We start from the raw sequence: 17,572 nt of genomic DNA, 5'->3' as shown, positions 1-17,572 counted from the left end.
TGTTAAAAGGCTAAATTCGATGTCTTTTTATGTGCTGAAATATGATATAATGCCGCTTTTATGATGTGCTCTACTACAGTGAAACCGCTGATATCAAGGGGTTTGTGACATCGTATGCCATAAAAAAACATCTGGCCTTTGTGAAAGGTCAGATGTGTCAAATTAAAGATATTGCTGTATCAAATTCATGTTGCTTGTATTCAGTTTATATTGGAAAACAGGGCGGCCGATTGTCCCGTATGCCATCTCTACATCAACCACTTCGATATCCTCAAGAAATTTCAAGTATTTTCTAATCGAAACTTGGGAGATTTCTGTATGATTGGCTAGGTCTTCGGTCGTGAAAGCCTGCTGACCGAATGATTGAATGCTTGTCCAGATGAGTTTGAGTGTGCTCTTCGTTAAGCCTTTTGGCAGCAGGACTTTTTCCGCCTCTGCTTTTTTATGAAAAAGCTTCGCGTCTAAATCATTTTGAGAGATGCTGTTCATCGTTTGGTATAGGGCATGTTTTCTTTTATATTCTGCCAGTGCTGATTGGAAGCGTTCGAACTCAAAAGGTTTGATTAAATAGTCGACAGCTCCGTTTCGCATCGTTTGCTGTACGACATCCACTTCATTTGCAGCTGAAATGACGATGACGTCAACGGAATGATTTTGCTCACGAATTTCTGATAATAGGGCGAGCCCATTTTGTCCAGGCATATAAATATCAAGCAATACAAGGTGAATGATTTCTGATTTTAAGATGTCTAGTGCCTTCTGAAATGAGGTGGCAATCCCTTTTAATTCAAAACCTTCTATTTGGGTCAAGTAGCGTTTATTCAGCTCCCCGACCATTGGGTCATCTTCTACGATCAACACATTAATCATGTGAATCCTCCTTTTGTTTATATGGAATACGGAGACTAAAGGTCGTTCCTTCTCCTTTTTCGCTTGTGACGATCATATGTCCGTTCAGTTTTTTGATGCTTTGGTCAACAAAGTAAAGGCCAAATCCTCTGTCTTCTCCTTTTGTTGAAAAGCCCTGATCAAACATGATGTCCTGTTCTTCTTTTGTCAGACCGACACCTGTGTCTGTAATTTCAATATGAAGCTGCTCTTGGACATATCTGAATGAGATGGAGATATTTTTGTTCTCTGTATGAGAAACGGCATCGAGTGCGTTATTTAACAGATTACCGATGACCGTAATAAGGTCATGAGTGACTGCTGGGTCCTCCGAGTTTGGTACCTGTGTACTGCAATTGACTTCTAAAGCTGCGCCTTGTTCTCTGATGTAGCTTTGTTTTCCTAGTAAAAACCCTGCTAAGACTGAGTTTTTCACATGGTTGATGATTTCATTTGTTTCTGTCTGCTGATAAATCGCAATATCTTTAATATAGGTGCCAAGGTCATCATAGTTCTTCAGTTGAACCAATCCTAAAATGACATGAAGCTTGTTCATAAATTCGTGTGACTGGGCACGAAGCGCATTGGCATACATCTTCACCCCGCTCAGCTGCTCAGCCAGATGTTTGACTTCTGTTTTGTCACGGAAGGTTGCGATCGCTCCGACAATTTCTCCTTTTACCGTAATCGGTACCTCATTAAAGACCAGCTCCAATCCGTTCATTCTGACATCGCGATCAAGCAGCGGTTTCCGTGTTTCGATTACTTGCTTTAAGCCGCTTGAAGGAAGAAGGGCCTGTACATCTTGTTCTCTAGGGTCAACCATAATGCCCATATTATGAAAAAGGCGTTTAGCTTCTGCATTTGCCAGCTTTATTTTACCGTGCTGATCGACGGCAAGAATGCCTTCTTTTGTTGATTCTAGCATGGCGCTTCGTTCTTTTAATAATGTGGCAATTTCATCTGGCTCTAGTCCAAACATAATCTTCTTCACTTTGCGTGCCACAATGAGTGCACCGATAATGCCAGATAAAAGGCTTAGCGATGTGACAAAGTAGAGCGGGAGCAGGCTTTGATGAATAATTAAATCAATTTCCTTTAATGTAATCCCAACTGCCACAGCCCCGAGCTGCTTGCCATATTGGTTATAAACAGGAACAAAGGCACGCATGGACTTGCCAAGTGTTCCAGATGCGGTACTAATATGTTCCTTACCCTGTAATGCCGGTTTTTCATCACCGCCAGCAAATCGCTTCCCAATCTTTTGCGGATTCGGATGTGTTTTGCGGATACCGTTCATATCCATGACGACAACGAATTCGGTTTTGGTAATACGCTGAACATTTGTTGTATATTTTCGCAGTGCTGTATATGATTGATCTTTTTCCAATGATTTTGCTGTGATCGGAGCCTCTGCGACCATTTTGGCAGTGGAGAGGGCGATATCACGTTCCTGCTGATGAATATTTTTGGCTGTTTCTGACCAGATCGTAAAGAATGTGATACAGAGGGAGATCAGGACAACAATACAGACAAAGATCGTCAGCCGTGTTTGCAGTCTTAAAGTTTTTTTCACGAGTATACCCCTAACGCGCAATTTTTTCGTAATAGTAATACTTTAACGGGAAAATGTAAGTTTGTGAAGGAATGTACGTGCAAAATCACAAATTTGATTTAGATTCCAGTTTACTTGGAAAGCATCTTGTCAATCCGTTTTAAGTGAGCCATAATAAAAATGAGCTTATGAGAAAGGATCTATTTATGAAAAATACATATTTGACTGGATATTTTCCGCTGATTTCGATTTTGCTATTCAGCTCTGCCTTTTCTATTTTTACAGTAGGTATCACGACTGACTTCTTGACCCAAGCAGGGATTTTAAAAGGAATGCTGGAATTTTTCTCTGAACAGGGCATTCGTCTTGCTTTGTTTGCCGCATTTGCACTTGTTTATTTTATGATTTTATCTGCTTTAAAACTCATTGCAGATACGGTGTTAGAGCTAGCGCTGCTCTTTTTTGCAAAGGACCCTGAAGGGGAGAACTTAAAGAAAATTCGGATTGCATCGGTTGTCTATTTGTTTGCCAGCTTACTTGCATTTCTATTGACGCAGCAGCTCATTTTGCTTGTTGGGCTTTTTGTTTTAGCAAGTCTCGTCTATTTTATCTGGGTTGTGGTACGCATTTATCAATCACTTTCCATGCTGAATTTAATTGGGTTTATGATGTTTATTCTGCTGTTTTGGGCCACGTTTTTGATCGGCATTTTGTACTTATTTATTAAGCTTTATAACAGTGTGATGGCGAGTCTGCCAGCTTAATCAGACGAAAGAAAGCATCCTCCGATGATGGAGGATGCTTTTTTTATGGAAGAAACCGCTTCTGAATATCAGGTGTAGGCATCATGCAGGATGTTTTTTGACCAAACCATTTATAGCGATTCTTTGCAATGAGCTGATAAAACCAGTCACGGATTGGACGAGGGATCGCGAGGAGTAAATAGCTCCATTTGTATATCCCTTTTAAATGCCGCGCCGCTTTTAAGATGCCTGTTGACTTCATATAAAGGGTCCCATTTTCAATATAAATGAATGAATTGAACTCATCTAAAGGCAAGCCGTTTTCTTTTAAAATACGCTGCCCTGTATCTGATTGTAAAGAAGCAAACATCATCCGCTCATTCGGGTCGCGCTTGATGATAAACTGAACAGCACCACTGCACACGTTGCAGACACCGTCAAATAAAATGAAGTGAGAGGGTTGTGTGGAATGCATCGCAATCAAACCTCCTGTTTATCTAGCGTATTGCATAGTTTGTTTCCAAATACGTAAGTGCGGGCTTGAACTATAAATCGATTCAACGGTTCCTCTATCTCTTCCTACCCATACACCCATTGTGTATTGATCTGTCAGGCCAACAAACCAAATGTCTTTGTAGTCATTGGATGTCCCTGTTTTCCCCCCAATGTAAGGAGAATTGAAATTCGCCTTTTTCCCTGTTCCACTTTTCACAACAGAGGCAAGCAGTTTGCGCATTGTTTCATTTGTACGCTGAGAGTAGATTTGCTTCGGCGACTCTTTCCACTTGTAAAGGGTTTTGCCGTTTAAGTCTGTGACCTTTGTAATGGAGTGATTTCGCGTATAGGCACCTTGATTGCCAAACACGGTATAGGCATCGGTTATTTCTAGCGGCGAGAAGCCTTTTGTAAATCCTCCAAGAGCAGAAGGGAGGCGGTAATCATCTGCGACAATATGTTCGAATGAAAACTTTTCTAAATAGCTGAAGCCTTTTTTGACACCGACTGTATCAAGCATACGAATCGCTGGTGTATTGTAAGAGTTCTTAAAGGCTGTTTCAAGTGTTACAGTTCCATACGTTTTATGATTATAGTTTTGCGGGCAATATCCGCTACTGCAAAACTTGCCGGCACTGATTTTACTTGATGCCGTGGCACCGGTTTGATCAATATAAGGGCCATAATCTAACAGCGGCTTAATTGCGGAACCTGGTTGTCTTTGCGCTTGATAGGCGTAGTTGAAATCAAACTTTTTATAATTCTTCCCGCCAGCAAGTGCGACGATTTGATGGGTTTGGTGGTTAATGACTGCTGAACCGCCTTCCACACCTTGATAAGGCAATTGTGCATTGAGCTGATAAACCGCTCTTTGTTGTAAGGAAGGGTCTAGTGCTGTATAAATCTTCACACCATCTTGAAGCAATGCACTGACCTTTTCTGATAATTCTTTTTGAATTGCCTTTTTTGCGCCAGCTGTTTTGGCTTTTTTCAATCGTTTTGTAAAGCCTTCCTGATCAGAGACCAGATCGGTAAATTCTTCATTGGCGTATGTCACATAGTCAGGGTAAAGATTTTTCTTTTCACTTAAGGACAAGCTGATTTTTTCTTTCACCGCTTTTTTGTATTGCTTCTTAGTAATGACACCATCTTTTTCTAAAATACCAAGCAGCCGTTCCTGGCGTTTCTTTGTATGTTTGAATTGTTTCAATGGGTCATACAGCGTAGGGTTGTTAGGAATCGCAGAGATAAATGCCATCTGTGCAAGCGTCAAAGAACTAAGCGGCTTATCAAAATAGTAATTAGCCGCAGAACCGACACCGTAAACCCCGTTACTGAAATAAATCGTATTTAAATAGCTTTCGAGAATTTCTTCTTTTGTAAATTTTCGCTCGAGCTCATAGGAATAGAGCAGTTCTGTAAACTTTCGGCTGAATGAACGTTCATGACTTAAATATAAATTACGGGATAACTGTTGTGTGATGGTGCTGGCGCCTTGGCTAATGCCATGGTTTTTCACATTTGCGGCAAGGGCACGAATCACGCCCATAAAGTCAATGCCTTTATGGTCATAAAAGTTGCGGTCCTCTGATCGGAGGAACAGCTCCTTTACGGAATCAGGAATTTTATCGTACTTCACGAAAACACGGTTCTCATCGTTTGATACGATCTCAGAGATAAGAGAACCATCTCGATCATACATATAACTGTTTTGGGAAAAGTCTACCTTTTCCAGCTTGATTTTTTGATCAAGCACTTCGTTAACAGGTTTTACACTTGCGGCTTCTTCCTTTGATAGATAAAAAGTCAGAACAAATAATGGGATGAGGGCAGCAAGTAATAACCAACCAATGATTGCACGAAACATGAGGTCACTCACTTTCTTCGGATTTCTAGCCATATCGTACCATTCTTTTGCGATTACGAGAAGGTTATTTTTAGAAAAGAATAGACGTGAAGTCTAGTAAACAAGGCATTTAGACAGAAGAAAAGAGTATCTGATAATGGATCAGACACTCCTCTCTTTTGTCTTTGATTGTGAGCGGACCGCCCATAAAAATAATGCCCCGAAAAGGAAAATGCCGGCGGTGACATAAAAGACAGCTGGAATTCCGTAATGACTCGCCACAATGCCGCCTATGACGGGTCCGACGACATTTCCAAGAAAGCGGAAGCTGACATTGTAACCAAGCACTTCCCCTTGCATAGAGGCAGGCGCTTTGATCCGAATATAGGCCGTCGTACAAGGAATGATGCCGCCTAGTGCCATACCGTATAAGAAACGGAAGATCACTAACATCCCGTAGGAATCCGCCATCGCTTGCGGGATGAATAAAATGGAGGAGAGGATGAGAAGGGCGAGCAGCACCTTATCGTGACCAATACGATCTCCAAGGTCACCCCATTTCCGTGTAAACAGCAAATTGCCAAGCCCCGTTGCAGAAAACGCCAGTCCTGCATAAAAGGCAAGATTGACGGGGCCGTGTAAATCATGAATGTACAAGGCTAAAAGCGGCTGAATACTAAAGTTACCGACTTGCGTAATAAATGTGAGAAGCATGGTGACGACAAGTAAAGGCTGTTTGAAAATATGGACAAGGACGTCCTTCCGTGAGTAAGAAACCCGTTTTGCTTCTTTTGAACGGATCGGCTGTTCTTTCACACCGAAGATAATGACAATCGCTGACACATATATGACAGCAGCTGTTAAGAAAAATGTATAAATGAATCCGACACTGTCTGCCATAAATCCACCCATTAATGGACCGAATAACCCTCCGGCGACATTACTCATCTGCATCGTACCAAGGGTCTTACCGGCTGTTGCCTTTTCGGTCTGTGCAGAAATCAGTGCCATCGAAGTCGAAATAAAGCCTGTCACAAGCCCCATGAAAAGCCTTAACGCAAATAGTTGATAAACGGTTTGAACAAGCCCCATTAATAAAATACTTGTTGCAATCCCAATGCCGTTAATGAGCAAAATCTTTTTATAGCCATGCCGGTCACCAATCCGTCCCCAAATTGGAGAAATGAGAAAGGCTGTTAAAAACGTAACCCCAAAGACATAGCCGCTCCATCTTTGAACAAATTCATTCGAATAACTGCTATCAAGAGACTCTATGTAAAGTGATAAAAAAGGGACGATCATTGTAATGCTGGCAGATACAAAAAAGTTCACAAACCACATGATGTACAAGTTTTTCTTCCTGTTTGTGATAAAGACCACCTTCTTTATTTATTTCGTGTTCCTTAATAATTATAAAGGAAAATAAACGATCTTTCATCTGATGAATAGGTTGGGCATAGTGAATCTGCATTATTTTCACGAAAATGAAGTGATTTCAAAGTCCGTCTTAATATAATAGTAGCAGGATAGAAAACAGACGAGAAAGTGGGGTGAGACTGATGGAACAGAAGACGCTGCTTGTGGTCGATTTTGAATTTACGATGCCTGATGGGAAATATCATCCGCAAAATTTTTTCCCGGAAATCATTGAAGCCGGTGTCGTCAAAGCATCAAATGAAACGATCATAGACACATTCTCAAGCTATGTCAAACCGAAAAAGTTCCCGAAGCTGACAAAGCGCTGTAAATCGTTCCTTGGCATTACGCAGCAGGATGTAGAAAGCGGGATTTCTTTTGAGGCGTTTATCGAGAAGCTCGTGTCACTCGATGGGGGAGAAGACTGTGAGATTATCACATGGGGAAATATGGACATGAAGGTACTGAAGCAAAACTGTATGCTCAATCATATTGGTTTTCCTTTTAAGGGGAATCAAAGGGATCTGGCTTTTGAATATAAAACCTTTTTTGGGGATAGAACACTCACAGGACTTCGGAAAGCAGCTAAGGAGTACGGCAGTGAAGGAGCTGGTAAGCATCATAAAGCACTCGATGATGCCATGACCACTTATCAGCTGTTCACCCTTTTTGAAAAAGATCGATCCTATGTGGAAAATCCGCAAACAACCAAAATTGGTGAACTCATTGACTTCTCTCACTTTTTTGATTCGGCAGATTAGCGGGCGTCTTCTGGAAAATAATCTTTTTCAAGAGAAGAGAGGCACGCTCTTGATTTTTCAGCCCACTTGGAATCATCCGCACTGAGCCCTTTTTTCAATTTGTCTACGGCGTCTTTCAGCGATACTTGATAATCAGGTATGTCGCCATCATAAGGCTTGACCATATGATGAGGGATATTCGTCTGTTCCCTAAAGGCCAAAGCCCGTCTTTCCTGAAAAAAAGGTACGTCCGCTTCTTTTGGATGATGCAGGTCACCTTGAGTGGGGTGTGTTAAAACCGCTTTTACTTGAACGAGATAAGTAGATGGTTTAATGGCTGTCACTTCCCCAATGTAAACACCTGTTTTGTAAAAACCTTTCACGATTTGTCCAATCTGAATGTCTGTCATATGAAATTCCTCCATTTCCTTCGCATAAGAAGGTATTTCCTTTCTTTTAGCCAATATAGTGAAGTAAACGAGCAAAAGGGGGAAGAGCGAATCATGTCGTTCATCATATTCTTTCTACTGTATTTTCCTGAAAATAAAAGGGAGTATATCCCTGCGGCAATCACGACGGTGCTTTTCTTTGCTGCTGCATTTATTTGCTTTCGTTTGATCGTTCGTGCTTCTAAGAAGCAGGAGCAGATCGATGAAAAAAGGACAAAAAAAATGGATTGATCATTTTCTTCTTGTATCTTCAGGAAACTTCACGGTGACTGTTGTACCAGACTGCAATGAGCTTTTGAAACGAATGGTTCCATGATGATTTTCAATGATGGAAAATGTTACTGTCAGCCCAAGCCCTGTTCCTTTATTTTTCAATGTGTAATAGGGTTCACCAAGCTTTTTCATTTGGCTTTCTGACATGCCTACACCGTTATCAACGAAATAAAGGCAGATTCGATGATTTTCTTTTGAAGCAAACAGTTCGATTTTACCTTCGTGTTCGGGCGCTGCTTCAATTGCATTTTTGATTAAATTAATCATGACTTGTTTGATTTTCGTTTCATCACCTTGGATGTATAAGTCTGGTTCAATCGATTGATGAATCGTGACCGACTTAAAATTCGCATAGGATGTCATCAGCGACGCACACTCTTCAAGTAATTTAGATAAATTGAGAGACTCAATTTGATAATAATTTTGTTTCGCAATATCAAGATAGCTCGTAATAATATCCTGCGCACGGTCAAGTTCAGATAAAACGAGATTTTTATAATCTTTATTGGTTGACGGCTCTTTCGTATTGTCACTTGAAAAGAGCAGTTGGATAAATCCTCTCACCACCGTCAGTGGATTGCGGACTTCATGGGCGACACTTGCTGCAAGTTCACTCACAATCGTCAGTTTCTCTGATTGGACAAGCTGTGTTCTCATTTGCGCATTCTCTTTCACAAACTCAATGGAATAAATACTCAGCACAAGAAAGAATATGTAGTAAAGAGTTGAGAAAAATAATTCAAGCAGCTTTTGCTGCATAATGAATGCAGGGCTGTACTCTATTAAGCTGACCACAAGCAGTCCAATGTAAATAAACATCCCTTTTGATAACGCAATCAGGACTCCGTATAAAAGCTTTCTCTGCTTAGAATATTGGCGCCATTTCCGGTAAAGCAGGAAAGGGATGAAAAAGTAAATCGGTACAACAATCAATCCAACCCATAAAAAAGAGCCATACATCACGAACTTTACGGTTGAACTAACCAAGATAGCGACGATTCCGGCGGTATATCCCCCGTATAAAATAGCCAGTACAAGGGGAATCGATTGAAGCCCAGTCTGCAAATCTAAAATCGAACCAACTGGATACATAATACATAGTGCTGATGAAATGGATGCAAATATGGTGATGAGCAGTTTATTCGTTTTAGGGAAATGAGCAGGGGTCCGGCTTAGCCATAGTGCATGATATAAAAAGATTGGAAATAGAATAAAAGATACATGGAGCAGAAAATCCTTGAACATTTCCATTTAAATGCTCTCCTCGTAAATAATTGTAATTCCTCTCATTATATCATTTCATGTACAAAGTAGATATGATAATAGGAGGGTTTTTTTCTTTAAAAAGAACACCCGCTAGGATGTTCTTTTGATAGAAATGGTTTTATTCGGATGATAGAGTGAATGCTTGATGAAGGCGCTTCAGACCTTCTTTCACTGTTCCGGCAGGACAGCCTAGATTCATTCGAATAAAGCCGTCTCCTTCGTGCCCATATACGTTTCCGAGCTCTAGTATGACCTTGCCCTTTTTCAGCAGATTACGTTTTAATTCTGCTTGAGTGAGCTCATAATCACGAATATCCAGCCACAATAGATAAGAAGCATCTGGTTTCATATAACGCATGCTCGGCAGATATTCATCAATATAATCCATTGCGATCTTCATATTATTTTCGAGATAAAGAACAAGTGAATCAAGCCACTCATCTCCGTGGCGATAGGCCGCCTCCATGGCAGGAATCGCAAAGGCATTCAGTTTAGACAATCCATTTCTTTGCACTTCATTGGTGAAAAGGGTTCTTTTTTCTTCATCAGAAATGATAATGGCAGATGCCTGAAGACCAGCTAAATTAAATGTTTTACTCGGTGCAATACACGTTACCGTGATGTTAGCTATGTCATCAGAAAGGCTGGCAAAAGGCACATGCGGCTGCCCGTAAAGCATCAGATCAGAATGAATTTCATCTGACACGACGGTGACACCGTACTGTACACATAAATCTCCTACACGCTTTAATTCTTCTTTTGACCAAGCTCTCCCTGAAGGATTATGCGGATGACAAAGAAACATCAGCTTTGCTTCTGGTCTGCTTAATTTCTTCTCTAAATCATCAAAATCCATCATGTAGCGGTTGTTTTCTATTTTTAAAGGATTGGTTGAGACGATACGTCCGTTTCTTTCAATCATTTGATAGAAGGGCGTATACACCGGTGACTGAATGACCACTTCATCATTCGGAGCTGTAAAGGCTTGTACCGCAAAACTAAGTGCTGTCACGATACCTGGTGTGAAGGTGACGGCCTCTGTTTGTATCGTCCAACCGTGTCTTCTTTTGAGCCAGTCAGCTACTGCTTGCTGCGTATCCTGATCCTGAAATGCATAGCCGAATATGCCGTGATCTAATCGTTCTTTTAAAGCATCAAGCACGACTTGGGGCGCTTTAAAATCCATATCTGCTACCCACATTGGCAGCGCATCTGTTGTCAGGAACAAAGACTCTGCTTGATCCCATTTGACTGATTTTGAACCTTTACGTATGATCTGTTCGTCGAAATTCATGAAACCCACCTCTAGCCGTTTTTCAACCATTCTTGGTTGTGCTAAAATAAACATCACAAAATTTATTATAAGCGGTGATACCCATGAAAGATAGTCAAGCTGTAGAAGAGATGATTCAAGTCATTAAGGCATGGGACCCTTTTCAATATGGAGAGGACTTTTACGAAACGGAGCCTGCTGACGTCATCAGTGCCTTATACGACGCAGAAGACCCGTTATCTTTCGCGAAAGACATTCAAGCCATTTACCATCACTCGTTTGATCAGCTTCTTCCGATGGAAAGCTGCCAGCATATCGCAAATCAGCTTTTTGTCATAAGAGAAGGTAACTCCTGCTCGCTTTAAGACAGGCTGAAATGACCAATTTGATCAGACACAAAGACCGGATTTTCCTCAGGGATGAGGTGCCCGGTTTTTTTTAATGCGTGCAAGGTTGAATGCGGCAGATCCTTGTGCAGTCTTTCGCCAATTTGAATAGGAACGATCCGGTCTTCCTCCCCCCAAATCAGCAGGACAGGTGTCTCCATTTTCTTTAAGACATCTGACGCTAAATCGCCTTCCCTGTGCCGAATCAAACGAAAAATACCTCTGAAAATTTGGTCATCTGAAAAAGGCTTTAAATATCCGTCCACCATCTCTTGATCAATAATCGAATGATCATGCACAACAGCGGTTAAATTCTTCATAATACCTTGCTTGAACAACTTTCTTTTTAAATAAAGATAAAAATAAGGAATATATGTGCTGTAAACAAGCGACTTTTTGGACTTATTCATATACCCTGAGCTGCACAAAAGAACAGCTTTTTCAAATAGGTCGGGACGCTCAGATGCAGCATATAAAGCAATTTGTCCCCCCATGGAATGCCCCACGAGGATCGCATGCTGAATCTGCAAATAACCAGCTAGTTCAATAATGATTTTTGCCATGTTGCGATAGCTGTAAATGAACGTATTCGATTTTTCGGACTGCCCGAATGGAGGCAGATCAATCGCAATTAAATTGAAGTCTTGTTTCAGAAGCGGGATGAGCTTTCGATAGCTGAAGGTAGATGAGAAGAGGCCGTGAATCAAAATCAATGTCTTCTTACCTTCATTTGGATAGTGTTCGTAATAGATATCTAAACCGAATTTACTTTTCATATAGGATGGCTGTACAATGTCCACACTCATCAACTCCGATATTTGATACTCACTCTCTGTTAGGTGACTGTATTGTACCCTAAAAAGTGGATTTTAAGCTACGATTAGAATCTTTTCCCTGCTTAGCATAATGGGAAAAACGTGCTATAATGTTCAGAAGATTTTTTAAAACTAGCTTTTTACAATCAGAGGTGTGAAATCAATGAAACTAACCGAAAAAGAAACTGAAATATTAGAGATTTTAGATGAAAACAGCCGCGCCGATTTAAATACAATTGCAAAAATGGCAGGTGTGACATCAGAAGAAGCAGAAGCCATTATCCAAAAGCTCGAAGATCAAAAAGTCATTATTGATTATTCGACCATGATTGACTGGCGAAAAGTAGACGGACACGAAGGCGTTACAGCGATGATTGATGTGAAAGTGACCCCAAAAAGAGGCGTCGGTTTTGATGAAATTGCTGAACGCATTTACAGGTTCCAAGAAGTAGAGTCCGTGTATTTAATGTCAGGCGTGTATGATTTATCTGTTGTGATCAGAGGAAGATCCATGTCTGATATCGCCCGCTTCGTATCTGAAAAATTATCGACACTTGATTCTGTTGTTTCAACCACTACCCACTTTATTTTGAAAAGATATAAGCATGATGGGAAAGTCTTTGAAACAGGGGACGATGACAAAAGAATCGTGGTGTCTCCTTAAATGAAAAAGTCTTATTTATCTGAAACGGTACAAAGCATTCAGCCGTCAGGTATTCGGAAATTCTTTGATTTGGCAGCCACAATGGAAGGGGTTATCTCCCTCGGGGTCGGCGAACCGGATTTCGTGACAGCTTGGAATGTGAGAGAAGCCAGTATTATGTCTTTAGAGCAAGGACTGACCTCGTATACAGCAAATGCTGGGCTGCTCTCTTTGCGAAAAGAATTGAGCCATTATTTATATAAGCGGTTTCAAATTGAATACAGTCCTGAAGAAGAACTCATTATTACCGTTGGTGGTAGCCAGGCGCTTGATTTGGCCTTTCGCGCCATTTTAAACAGCGGGGACGAAGTGATCATCCCAGAGCCTTGTTTCGTCGCATATGGGGCTCTGACGACACTTGCGGGCGGTGTACCGGTTTATTTAAGTACATCGGCTGAAAAAGATTTTAAAGCCGATTCTGCTGATCTTCGTACGAAGCTGACGCCGAAAACAAAAGCCATCTTGCTATGCTCTCCATCAAACCCAACAGGGTCTGTTTACTCGAAAGAAGAGCTTGAAGATATTGCTCAGTTTGCAAAGGAGCATGATCTTTTAATCATCACAGATGAGATTTATGCAGAGCTGACGTACGATGAAGCTTTTACGAGCGTAGCGGCGATTCAAGATATGAAGGAAAGAACGATTTTGATTTCAGGTTTTTCCAAAGGGTTCGCTATGACGGGTTGGCGCTTAGGCTATGTGGCAGCACCGCCAGTCCTCCGTGATGCCATGCTGAAAATACATCAATATTCTATGATGTGTGCACCGGCTATGGCACAATATGCCGCAGAAGAAGCATTAAAAAATGGACTTGAAGATGTGGAGAAAATGAAGAAAAGCTACAGAAGACGCCGTAATTTGTTTGTCGGCTCTCTCAATGAACTTGGACTCACTTGCCACCAGCCAAACGGAGCGTTTTACGCTTTCCCGTCCATTAAAAGCACAGGCATGACTTCAGAACAATTTGCTGAGGAGCTGCTGCTTAGCGAGAAAGTAGCGGTTGTCCCTGGAAATGTATTCGGTCCAAGTGGTGAAGGACATATTCGCTGTTCATATGCATCATCACTCGATCACTTGCAGGAATCACTTTCAAGAATCCAGCGTTTTTTGCAGAATAGACAAGTGAAAGAAGAGGCACCTGCTATCTTAAAATAAAAAAAGGCATCAATCCATCTGGACTCATGCCTCTCAAATTAGGGGGGAATACTAGAAAGCATTCTTGTTTTCAGGTATTCCCCCTTTTGAACGGATCTAAACCCAATTAAAAAATATTTTGCGTAAAAGACCGTTCTGTGATATAGTTTTTAATTGCGTATAAACGAATATTAAAACATTTATTTAGGAGTTGTTATCATGGCGACAAAGTTTGAAGTAGGCAGTGTTTACACTGGTAAAGTAACAGGATTACAAGCGTATGGTGCGTTTGTTGCATTAGATGAAGAAACTCAAGGACTTGTGCACATTTCTGAAGTGACACACGGTTTTGTAAAAGACATCAACGAGCACCTTTCGATTGGTGACGAAGTACAAGTGAAAGTTCTTTCTGTAGATGAAAATGCTGGTAAAATCAGCCTTTCTATCCGTGCAACGCAAGAAGCACCTGAAAGAAAAGAAAGCAAACCAAAGAAACAAAGACCACAGCAAGTGAAAGAAGAAGCTGCTGCACCACAAGGTTTCAATACACTGAAAGATAAACTTGAAGAGTGGATTGAGCAATCAAACCGTAAAGACCTTATCAAGAAATAAAAAAAGCACCGCTTCAAACGGTGCCTTAGGCTGCCTCATAGGCAGTCTTTTTTTATGTCTTTTTCATTAGCGGACCTCTGGATTTGGCTCGTCACGGCGGACAGCTTCTTCACTAGGTTTGAACAACAGACCAAGATTGACAAGGCCTGCAATTCCAACAAGACCATAAATAATACGTGATAATGCAGCACCTTGACCGCCAAAGATCGCTGCTACTAAGTCAAATTGAAAAAAGCCGATTAGTCCCCAGTTAATAGCACCGATAATCGTGAGCACGAGGGCAATACGCTGAATAGCACTCATCGTGATTCCTCCTTTCGCTACAGTATCAATACATTTATATTTTGCAGATTTTTAGCCAAACTATGCGTAAGAAAATGGATGAAAGCAAATTACTTTACTTTTGGAATGAAAGAGGCGCATAATGTAGCGCGAGGAGGAGATCACATGGATCGATTTACTTATTGGAACCCAACGAAATTAATTTTTGGAAAGGGAGAAGTATCAGCCCTTTCAGATGAACTAAAACACTACGGAAAAAACGTATTGCTTGTCTATGGTGGAGGCAGCATTAAACGAAATGGCCTTTATGACCAAGTTGTCAGCATTTTAAAAGAATCAGGAGCTGCAATCACTGAGCTTGCTGGTGTTGAGCCAAACCCGCGCTTAACAACGGTTAGAAAAGGGGTTGAGCTTTGCAAAGAGAACCAAATTGATTTTATTTTGGCAGTCGGCGGAGGTAGTGTCATTGACGCAACCAAAGCGATCGCAGCTGGTGCGAAATACGATGGAGATGCTTGGGATATCGTCACTCGTAAGCATGTCCCAATGGAAGCCATCCCATTTGGTACAGTATTAACACTTGCCGCGACAGGTTCTGAAATGAACTCTGGCTCCGTCATCACAAACTGGGAAACAAATGAGAAATACGGATGGGGCAGTCCAGCTGTCTTCCCTAAATTCTCTATTCTTGACCCAGTCAATACATTTACTGTGCCAAAAAACCATACGATTTATGGCATGGTCGACATGATGTCTCACGTGTTTGAACAATATTTCCATCACACGGAGAATACACCTTACCAAGATCGTATGTGTGAAGGACTTCTTCGTACGGTCATTGAAACAGCACCAAAGCTGATCAATGATTTGGAAAACTATGAGCTTCGTGAAACGATTTTATTCACAGGCACCATTGCACTGAATGGAATGCTTTCAATGGGCGCACGCGGAGACTGGGCATCTCACAATATTGAGCATGCGGTATCCGCGGTGTATGACATCCCTCATGCAGGCGGACTTGCGATCTTGTTCCCGAACTGGATGAAACATGTCATTCAAGAAAACCCAGGTCGCTTCAAGCAATTAGCAGTGCGTGTATTCGATGTAGACCCTGCGGGCAAAACAGACGAAGAAGTTGGCTTAGAAGGAATCGAAAAACTTTCTGCTTTCTGGACAAGTTTAGGAGCACCAAACCGTTTAGCTGACTATGACATCAACGATGAGAAAATTGATCTGATTGCAGACCGTGCAATGGCACGTGGTGAATTTGGCCAATTTAAAAAGCTGAACAAAGAAGATGTTCTAGCTATTTTAAACGCTTCTTTATAATCGAACATGGAAAAGATAGCTGCTTTTAAGCAGTTATCTTTTTTGAGTTCTGCATGTACATATGTTACAGTAGTCTTTCATGTTTTTGGATATAAATGTTTTAAGGAGATGTAGAACAGATGGAGAACTTTATTTACTATAATCCAACGAAATTAATGTTTGGAAAAGGACAACTAGACGAACTAAAAAGCGAACTCGCTCGTTATGGAAAACGAGTGCTTCTTGTATATGGTGGAGGCAGTATTAAGAAAAATGGTCTTTATGATAAAGTAATCAGCGCTTTAAATGAAGCAGAGGCTGACGTATTTGAACTGTCAGGAGTTGAACCGAACCCTCGTCTCACTACAGTGCAAAAAGGGATCGACATTTGCCAAAATGAGAACATTGATTTCTTATTAGCAGTTGGTGGGGGAAGTGTCATCGACTGTACAAAAGCCATTGCAGCTGGAGCTGAATATGACGGGAATGTTTGGGATATTATTTCAAAGAAAACGACCGCTCAAAAAGCACTGCCATTTGGCACAGTATTGACACTTGCAGCGACAGGCTCAGAAATGAACCCGGATTCTGTGATCACGAACTGGGAAACAAATGAAAAGTACGTGTGGGGCAGTTCAGTCACGCACCCTGCTTTTTCAATTTTAGATCCTGAGCACACATATTCTGTGCCAGAGAATCAAACGGTGTATGGCATGGTTGATATGATGAGCCATGTATTTGAACAATACTTCCATAATGTCCAAAATACGCCTCTACAAGATCGGATGTGTTTTGCTGTTCTTCAAACAGTCATCGAGACAGCACCAAAGCTACTTGAAGACTTACAAAACTATGAGCACCGTGAAACCATCCTTTATGCAGGAACGATTGCTTTAAATGGCACGCTGCAAATGGGCTATTTTGGCGACTGGGCATCTCATACGATTGAGCATGCAGTATCAGCAGTCTATGACATACCGCATGCAGGTGGACTTGCGATCCTCTTCCCAAACTGGATGCGTCATACACTCGATCATAATGTCGAACGTTTTAAAAACCTCATGCTGAACATGTTTGACATTGAGACAGAAGGAAAATCGGATCGTGACATCGCATTAGAAGGAATCGACAAGCTGTCAGCCTTCTGGACAAGCCTAGGTGCACCGAGCCGTTTAGCGGATTATGATATTGGTGAAGATCAACTGGACAAAATTGCTGACATCGCAGCAAAAGAAATGGAATATGGCGGTTTTGGTAACTTTATGAAACTAAACCGTGATGACATTTTAGCGATTTTAAAAGCCTCTCTATAATTTGGATGGCCGCTTCTCTTCATGAGGAGCGGCTTTTTGCTGTACCAATGACGATCACTTGATTTCAATAGCTAG

Annotated in this window: 19 protein-coding genes; 9 read left to right on the top strand and 10 right to left on the bottom strand. The window is 41.3% G+C overall.

Features of this window, described 5'->3' with window-relative positions; genetic code table 11:
• Positions 1-162 precede the first annotated feature (162 nt).
• Complete coding sequence (locus MHI41_RS14665; protein WP_008345826.1) at positions 163-870, bottom strand: response regulator; 708 nt, start codon at positions 868-870, stop codon at positions 163-165.
• On the bottom strand, positions 863-2,464 hold the full coding sequence (malK, locus tag MHI41_RS14660) for a malate sensor histidine kinase MalK (protein WP_342494270.1): 1,602 nt from the start codon (positions 2,462-2,464) through the stop codon (positions 863-865). The genes MHI41_RS14665 and malK overlap by 8 nt, the downstream gene beginning before the upstream one ends.
• Positions 2,465-2,649: 185 nt before the next feature.
• On the opposite strand from malK, the gene MHI41_RS14655 reads away from it, so the two are divergent.
• Positions 2,650-3,207 carry a YufK family protein gene (locus MHI41_RS14655; protein ID WP_008345822.1) on the top strand — a complete coding sequence of 186 codons (558 nt, stop codon included), beginning with the start codon at positions 2,650-2,652 and terminating at the stop codon, positions 3,205-3,207.
• Positions 3,208-3,250: 43 nt separating this feature from the next.
• On the opposite strand, the gene MHI41_RS14650 is transcribed toward MHI41_RS14655, so the two are convergent.
• The 3 genes from MHI41_RS14650 to MHI41_RS14640 all read right to left on the bottom strand — a co-directional run bounded on the left by MHI41_RS14650 (position 3,251) and on the right by MHI41_RS14640 (position 6,868).
• Complete coding sequence (locus MHI41_RS14650; protein WP_008345820.1) at positions 3,251-3,661, bottom strand: thiol-disulfide oxidoreductase DCC family protein; 411 nt, start codon at positions 3,659-3,661, stop codon at positions 3,251-3,253.
• Positions 3,662-3,679: 18 nt separating this feature from the next.
• Positions 3,680-5,581, bottom strand: a complete 1,902-nt coding sequence (locus MHI41_RS14645; RefSeq protein ID WP_017358954.1) for a transglycosylase domain-containing protein — start codon at positions 5,579-5,581, stop codon at positions 3,680-3,682.
• Positions 5,582-5,689: 108 nt separating this feature from the next.
• Positions 5,690-6,868 (bottom strand): MFS transporter, encoded by a 1,179-nt coding sequence (locus MHI41_RS14640; protein ID WP_220482436.1) that lies wholly within the window; start codon positions 6,866-6,868, stop codon positions 5,690-5,692.
• A gap of 218 nt (positions 6,869-7,086) precedes the next feature.
• On the opposite strand from MHI41_RS14640, the gene kapD reads away from it, so the two are divergent.
• Positions 7,087-7,704 carry a 3'-5' exonuclease KapD gene (gene kapD, locus MHI41_RS14635; RefSeq protein ID WP_008345814.1) on the top strand — a complete coding sequence of 206 codons (618 nt, stop codon included), beginning with the start codon at positions 7,087-7,089 and terminating at the stop codon, positions 7,702-7,704.
• On the opposite strand, the gene MHI41_RS14630 is transcribed toward kapD, so the two are convergent.
• Positions 7,701-8,093, bottom strand: a complete 393-nt coding sequence (locus MHI41_RS14630; protein WP_041091822.1) for a kinase-associated lipoprotein B — start codon at positions 8,091-8,093, stop codon at positions 7,701-7,703. The two genes, kapD and MHI41_RS14630, sit on opposite strands and share 4 nt — an antisense overlap.
• A gap of 93 nt (positions 8,094-8,186) precedes the next feature.
• Here MHI41_RS14630 and MHI41_RS14625 point away from each other — a divergent pair, with 93 nt between their 5' ends.
• On the top strand, positions 8,187-8,363 hold the full coding sequence (locus MHI41_RS14625) for a hypothetical protein (RefSeq protein ID WP_342494269.1): 177 nt from the start codon (positions 8,187-8,189) through the stop codon (positions 8,361-8,363).
• Here the strand turns inward: MHI41_RS14625 and MHI41_RS14620 are convergent, their stop codons facing one another.
• Together MHI41_RS14620 and MHI41_RS14615 are read right to left on the bottom strand one after the other, a co-directional pair.
• Entirely contained in the window at positions 8,364-9,656 is a 1,293-nt protein-coding gene (locus MHI41_RS14620; RefSeq protein ID WP_008345807.1) for a HAMP domain-containing sensor histidine kinase, read from the bottom strand. It abuts the gene before it with no gap.
• Positions 9,657-9,789: 133 nt separating this feature from the next.
• The gene (locus tag MHI41_RS14615; protein WP_317327935.1) at positions 9,790-10,965 is read right to left on the bottom strand and encodes a MalY/PatB family protein; all 1,176 of its coding nucleotides are present in this window, start codon (positions 10,963-10,965) and stop codon (positions 9,790-9,792) included.
• Between the two features lie 83 nt (positions 10,966-11,048).
• Between MHI41_RS14615 and MHI41_RS14610 the strand changes: the two genes are divergently transcribed.
• The gene (locus MHI41_RS14610; RefSeq protein ID WP_019744047.1) at positions 11,049-11,309 is read left to right on the top strand and encodes a YugE family protein; all 261 of its coding nucleotides are present in this window, start codon (positions 11,049-11,051) and stop codon (positions 11,307-11,309) included.
• Here the strand turns inward: MHI41_RS14610 and MHI41_RS14605 are convergent.
• Positions 11,306-12,130 carry an alpha/beta hydrolase gene (locus tag MHI41_RS14605; RefSeq protein ID WP_017367944.1) on the bottom strand — a complete coding sequence of 275 codons (825 nt, stop codon included), beginning with the start codon at positions 12,128-12,130 and terminating at the stop codon, positions 11,306-11,308. The genes MHI41_RS14610 and MHI41_RS14605 overlap by 4 nt on opposite strands.
• Before the next feature lie 178 nt (positions 12,131-12,308).
• Here MHI41_RS14605 and MHI41_RS14600 point away from each other — a divergent pair, with 178 nt between their 5' ends.
• The 3 genes from MHI41_RS14600 (at position 12,309) to yugI (ending at position 14,594) form a co-directional block, all read left to right on the top strand.
• Positions 12,309-12,809, top strand: coding sequence for an Lrp/AsnC family transcriptional regulator (locus tag MHI41_RS14600; protein ID WP_007500517.1), 501 nt, complete (start codon positions 12,309-12,311; stop codon positions 12,807-12,809).
• On the top strand, positions 12,810-14,003 hold the full coding sequence (locus MHI41_RS14595; protein WP_243824467.1) for an aminotransferase: 1,194 nt from the start codon (positions 12,810-12,812) through the stop codon (positions 14,001-14,003).
• Positions 14,004-14,201: 198 nt separating this feature from the next.
• Positions 14,202-14,594: a S1 domain-containing post-transcriptional regulator GSP13 gene (gene yugI, locus MHI41_RS14590; protein ID WP_008345795.1), complete on the top strand. Its 393-nt coding sequence runs from the start codon at positions 14,202-14,204 to the stop codon at positions 14,592-14,594.
• A 66-nt stretch (positions 14,595-14,660) separates the two neighbouring features.
• Here the strand turns inward: yugI and MHI41_RS14585 are convergent, their stop codons facing one another.
• Positions 14,661-14,897 carry a DUF378 domain-containing protein gene (locus MHI41_RS14585; protein WP_008345792.1) on the bottom strand — a complete coding sequence of 79 codons (237 nt, stop codon included), beginning with the start codon at positions 14,895-14,897 and terminating at the stop codon, positions 14,661-14,663.
• Positions 14,898-15,041: 144 nt separating this feature from the next.
• Between MHI41_RS14585 and MHI41_RS14580 the strand changes: the two genes are divergently transcribed.
• Together MHI41_RS14580 and MHI41_RS14575 are read left to right on the top strand one after the other, a co-directional pair.
• A complete protein-coding gene (locus tag MHI41_RS14580) occupies positions 15,042-16,205 on the top strand; it encodes an iron-containing alcohol dehydrogenase (RefSeq protein ID WP_017358962.1) in 1,164 nt (387 codons plus the stop codon).
• Between the two features lie 119 nt (positions 16,206-16,324).
• Positions 16,325-17,497 (top strand): iron-containing alcohol dehydrogenase, encoded by a 1,173-nt coding sequence (locus MHI41_RS14575; RefSeq protein WP_342494268.1) that lies wholly within the window; start codon positions 16,325-16,327, stop codon positions 17,495-17,497.
• The last annotated feature ends 75 nt before the right edge of the window (positions 17,498-17,572 follow it).

The organism is Bacillus sp. FSL M7-0307, assembly GCF_038627835.1.
Classification (GTDB): domain Bacteria; phylum Bacillota; class Bacilli; order Bacillales; family Bacillaceae; genus Bacillus; species Bacillus altitudinis.
The sequence above is the reverse complement of the archived record's forward strand: the minus strand, read 5'-3'. Positions and strand labels throughout refer to the sequence as shown.